The sequence below is a fragment of the Pseudomonas sp. AP42 genome, assembly GCF_001728935.1.
Taxonomy (GTDB): Bacteria; Pseudomonadota; Gammaproteobacteria; order Pseudomonadales; family Pseudomonadaceae; genus Aquipseudomonas; species Aquipseudomonas lactis.
On record NZ_LYSO01000192.1, the window covers coordinates 1 to 4,880 of the forward strand.

At 63.6% G+C, this 4,880-nt stretch carries 3 protein-coding genes; 1 reads left to right on the plus strand and 2 read right to left on the minus strand.

Annotated elements, in window-relative coordinates; translation table 11 throughout:
- Positions 1 to 163: 163 nt before the first annotated feature.
- Complete coding sequence (locus tag A7K61_RS30215) at positions 164 to 1,066, minus strand: DMT family transporter (protein ID WP_047711745.1); 903 nt, start codon at positions 1,064 to 1,066, stop codon at positions 164 to 166.
- A gap of 136 nt (positions 1,067 to 1,202) precedes the next feature.
- On the opposite strand from A7K61_RS30215, the gene A7K61_RS30220 reads away from it, so the two are divergent.
- Complete coding sequence (locus A7K61_RS30220; protein ID WP_044268336.1) at positions 1,203 to 2,078, plus strand: helix-turn-helix domain-containing protein; 876 nt, start codon at positions 1,203 to 1,205, stop codon at positions 2,076 to 2,078.
- Here the strand turns inward: A7K61_RS30220 and A7K61_RS30225 are convergent.
- Positions 2,075 to 4,570 carry a LuxR C-terminal-related transcriptional regulator gene (locus A7K61_RS30225; RefSeq protein WP_047711747.1) on the minus strand — a complete coding sequence of 832 codons (2,496 nt, stop codon included), beginning with the start codon at positions 4,568 to 4,570 and terminating at the stop codon, positions 2,075 to 2,077. The two genes, A7K61_RS30220 and A7K61_RS30225, sit on opposite strands and share 4 nt — an antisense overlap.
- Positions 4,571 to 4,880 lie beyond the last annotated feature (310 nt).

Sequence of the window (4,880 nt, forward strand, 5' to 3'; positions counted from 1 at the left end):
GGGCGGAACCCTAAGCGGCCGTTACCGCAGCAATGGATATACACACAATCCAACGGTGTCGACTGTCAGGCCGCCTTCGCGAGCAAGCCCGCTCCCACAGTTGGATCGCGGGGTGTCTGGTAGATAAGCGTTGCCGCTATCGCAGGCAAGCCAGCTCCCACATTCAGACCCGGCTAGCCTTGAGGCCCGGCACGATGGCCCGAGGCTTCCGAAACACCAGCACATTCCCTAACATCACCAGCACCAGCCCCATCAACGCCGGCGCCGTCCACTGGTAGCCCTCGGCGAATGCGGACACATTCAGCGCCACCACCGGAAACAGCACCGTGCAATAGGCCGCTTTCTCCGGCCCCATGCGGCCCACCAGAGTGAGGTAAGCGGTAAAACCAATCACCGAGCCCGGGATCACCAGGTACCACAGCGCACCGATATACCGTGCACTCCAGTCCATCTCGAAGGGAATGCCACGCACCGCGCAATAGGTCGCCAGCATCGCCGCCCCATAGGCCATGCCCCAAGCATTGGTGGTCAGCGGCTTGAGCCCGGCCTTCTGTTGCAGGCTGGACAGCAGGTTGCCCGCCGAGAAGCACAGGGTGCCCAGCAGCGCCAAGCCCAGGCCCAGCAAGGTTTGCGGGCTGGCGGTATGCCCAACCAGCTCCGGCCAGAACAAAAAGCCCAGCCCCAGCAGCCCAAGCGCGCCGCCCATCAGCACGTTGCGCGCCACCCGCTGGCCGAAAAACACCCGGGCATTGAGCGCGTTCCACAAGGTCGCCGTGGAAAACACCACCGCCACCAGGCCACTGGGGATCCATTGGCTGGCGGTGAGAAAGCACATGAAGTTGACGCAGAACAGGCACAGCCCCTGCGCCAGGCAGATCAGGTGCCCGCGCCGGTTCATCGCCTGCAACTTGCGGCTGAGCAGCAACAGCACGAACAGCACCAGGGCGGCCAAGCCGAAGCGATAGACAATCGACACAGGAATCGCCACCACGCCCAACTGCCATTTGAGGGCGATCCAGGTGGTGCCCCAGATGAGCACCGTGAGTAGATACAGGAAAAGATTCATAGCCGGCTCCGTCGATTGAGCCACAGTGTGGCCTTCACCCCCTCGCAGGCTCTTGCACATTCTTGCGCTTTTGTCGGGCGATGGGCTCACAGCGCCAGCGGTGGAGCGTAGGATGCAAGGAGTCGGAGAACACACCATGCCAGAGCTGCAATCGCTGCACGTCTTCCAAGCCCTCAACCGCTCGCCCCACGCGCGCCTGCAAGCCTGCGCCGAGCTCGGTGACGGATTGGCTGCGGCCGTGTGGAGCAACCACCATGACGCCCAGGATTACCAGGCCCCCAGCCATCACACCTTGTCCTGCTACATCGGCGGCGGCACGGGCACCTTTCGGCGTGATCAGCCGGGCCTCAAGGGTGGCCCCGACAAACTGTGCATCCTGCCGGCCGAGCATCAGTCGGCCTGGGTGATCAATGGCGATATTCGCCTGGCCCACCTGTATTTCAGCCCGGAACAATTTGCCCTCGGCTGCGTCACCCTGCTGGACCGTGAGCCACGGGAGTTGCAATTGCGTGAGGGCACCTTCCTTGAAGACCCCTTCCAGGCCCGGCGTTTTCACCAGTTGGTCAGCCTCAACTGGCACGAGCCCGGCGAGCGACTGCTGACGAGCAGCCTGGCCCATGAACTGCTCAGCCATACCTTGCTCAGCCAGGTCGGCGCCCGCGAAGGCTTGCGCTTGAAAGGCGGTTTGGCCGCGCACCAACGGCGGCGGTTGGTGGAGTACATCGACCAGCATAGGGAAGACGCCATCAGCCTCGGCCAATTGGCCGCCATGTGTGCGCTGTCCGAATACCATTTCGCCCGGATGTTCCGCCAGAGCTTCGGTGTGCCGCCCCATCAGTACCTGCTGGCACGGCGTCTGGCGCGAGCGCAAAACCTGCTGCGCAGCAGTGCTTTAGCGATCAGTGAGGTGGCCTTGCTGTGCGGTTTTTCCAGCGCCAGCCATTTCAACCAGCGTTTTCGCCACGCCATGGGCGCCACGCCGAGCCAATACCGCCAGGCATTCTGCGCCTAGACCATCAAGCCCAACGTCTTCGCCTTGGCCACCGCCTGGGTGCGTCGCTCTACCCCGAGTTTGCTGTGGATACGCCGCGCGTGCGTCTTGACGGTGTGCAGGGAGATATACAGGCGATCAGCGATTTCCAAGTTGGAGTTGCCAAGCGCGATCAGTTGCAGCACCTCCAGTTCACGCTGGCTCAGCGGGTTCTGCGCCGCCCCGGCAGGCGCGGCCTGGGGCTCCAGGCCCAGCTCGCTTAAAAGCCCCGGCGCGCGCAAACGCAACTCGCGGACCGCCTGCTGCACCTGGCAACGCTCCGCCAGCGCCAAGCCAGCTTGCAGCGACCGGCGCGCCAACGCCGGGTCGCCGAGTTGCCAGGTCACTTCACCCAGCACCAGGTGCAATTCGGTTTCCAGGCACAGCATGCCGCGTTGCCGTGAGGTGTCGAGCAAGGCGTTGAGCCGTGCGATGGGTTGCTCGGCACAGCCCAGCTTGACCTCGGCCAGCACCAGCAAATATTCCAGGCGCGGGATCAGTTCCAAGGTGGCCGGCGGTGCCTGCTTGGCGCAAGGCCCGCGAAAGTGGCGTAACACCCGGCGCACGGCTTGCACCGTCAATTCGGCGCGGCCTTGCTGCAACCAGAAGTGCCCGCTGACCAACAGCAGTACCGCGCGGTACACCGTGTCGGGCACATGGCGCTGCTGCATCAGGCGCTCGGCGTCGCGCAACTGAATGAACGCCTGGGCGTAGTCGCCACGATTGGCAGCCAACAGCGCCAGGCCCAGAAAGCCATACAGCACGCGCTTGTCCTGGCTCTGCTGGCACATGCTCAAGCCAGCCTCGAAACATTCGGCGGCCAGGCCGTCCTGGCCCTGACGCAAGGCCAGATGCCCGCGCCGCAGGACAATACGCCCCACCAACGGCCCGGCGGTGAGCCGTTGCCCGGCCAACATCGCTTGCACCGTTTCCAACAGGCTTTGCGCCCGGTACGGTGCGCCACGCTGTTCCAACAACTGGGCGTGATCCAACTCCAGCAGGGCCTCCAATACCAGTGAACCGTGGGACCGAGCCAGACACAGCGCTTCACGGTTCAAGCGTTGGGCGGCCTCCAACTCACCGCGCAGCAAGGCTTGCTGGGTCAGGCCAGACAGGCACATCAGACGCGATGTCCAGGCGCTGTCGGGCAGCGCTTGCAGGGCTTCCAGAAAATGCTCGCTGGAGCGTTCAGCATCGCCGCTCAAATGCAGCAACCAGCCCCATTGCGCCTGCCAGCGCGCCAGCAGATAGCGTTGCGCGGCGGCCGTCGGTTGCGGGGCAAAGCGGGCCAGTTGCTCGATGCACAAGGCTGCCTGTTCGAAGCGCCCGGCAAACAACAACGCGGCCGTGAGCAGCCCCACCAACTGCGCCGAGCCCAACATCAGTTCATCGCCCTGCTGTTCATGCAGGCGCAACAGCAGCACGGCGTTCTGCTGGCGAAACAGGTCCTCGAAACTGAAGTGCTGCAACAGGTTCACCGCCACTTCATATTCCTGCGCCAGCAATGCCTGCTCGAAGGCGGCTTGCCAGTCGCGCTCGGCGCTGAACCATTGGCAGGCGCGGCGGTGCCACGAACGCTTGGCCGGCCAGGGTTCGTCGCGCAGCAGTCGCGTCAGCGGTGCAAACACCTGCAGCCAGTCGCCGGTGCCTTCCCAGGGCTGGATAAATGCACCGAGTGCTTGTAGCTCGCGCAGGTACTGTTCGCCGTCACCATGGCCGAACAGGTGTTCACACAAGCCTGGGTTGAAGCGTGGCAGGTGGGCCAATACGTGCCAGGCTTCGACCAATGGCGTCGGCAAGGTACTGAAGAGTTCGTGTTGCAGGTAATCCAGCAAGGTCTTGTCGGGGTGGTTATCGCCCAGCGCGGCGATGCGTACACCGGCACACCAACCGCCGCTGAACTGCATCACGCTGTCACCGCTCTGCCCTGGGGCGAGCAGTGCCTGGACCTCCGCAGCGTGGAACGACAACTCACTGCATTCCAGCAATTCGTCCTCCAGCAACAGGCGCGGCCAGTTGCACACCGGGCGCCGCCGCGCACCCAGCCACCACGTCAGTTGCGCACTGCTGGCGCTGAGCAGACGGTCGAGCAACGCGTCCAATTCGGGGGCCGGCAGGCGGCAGAAATCATCCAGAAACAGCCACACAGGCTTGGGCCAGTGGCTGAGGTCGAGCAATAAGGTGGCTTCATCGACAAACACCAGGCCCAGGTGCTGCGCCAGCCGTGTGCACAACTCCAACGGGCTGAGTGCTGCGCCATGGAGCGGCACCCAATGAACCTGGCACCCCGCCGGCGCCTGCAGTGCACACTCGGCGAGCAGTGCACTCTTGCCACTGCCAGCGGGCGCGCACAGCAACTTCACACGCGCCTGCGCCGCGAGCAAAGGCTGTGACAAGCGCGGACGCAACAGGTGGTGGGCGGACAGCCGTGGCATGCATCCAGGACGGTCCAGGCAGCGGGTCATGGCGGTCATTGCTGCATCCTGCTGTTTTTATTGTTGCGTCACCCTAGACCTGTGGTTGGCGGTTGTTGAAGAAGTATTCAGCGGGGTGATTGAAGACCATAAAAATCGCGGTGGACACCATTCGGTGTGGGAGCTGGGTTGCCTGGGATGGCCATCGGTATCTACACCACTTCGGTACGACGCTGATCTAGCTGACGCGCCGCAGTCCAAATGTGGGAGCTGGCTTGCCTGCGAAGGCGGCCTAACAGTCAACACAGTTGGACCGGGTACATATCCGTTATTTAGGTAACGGCCACTTAGGGTTCCGCCCTGACGGCGA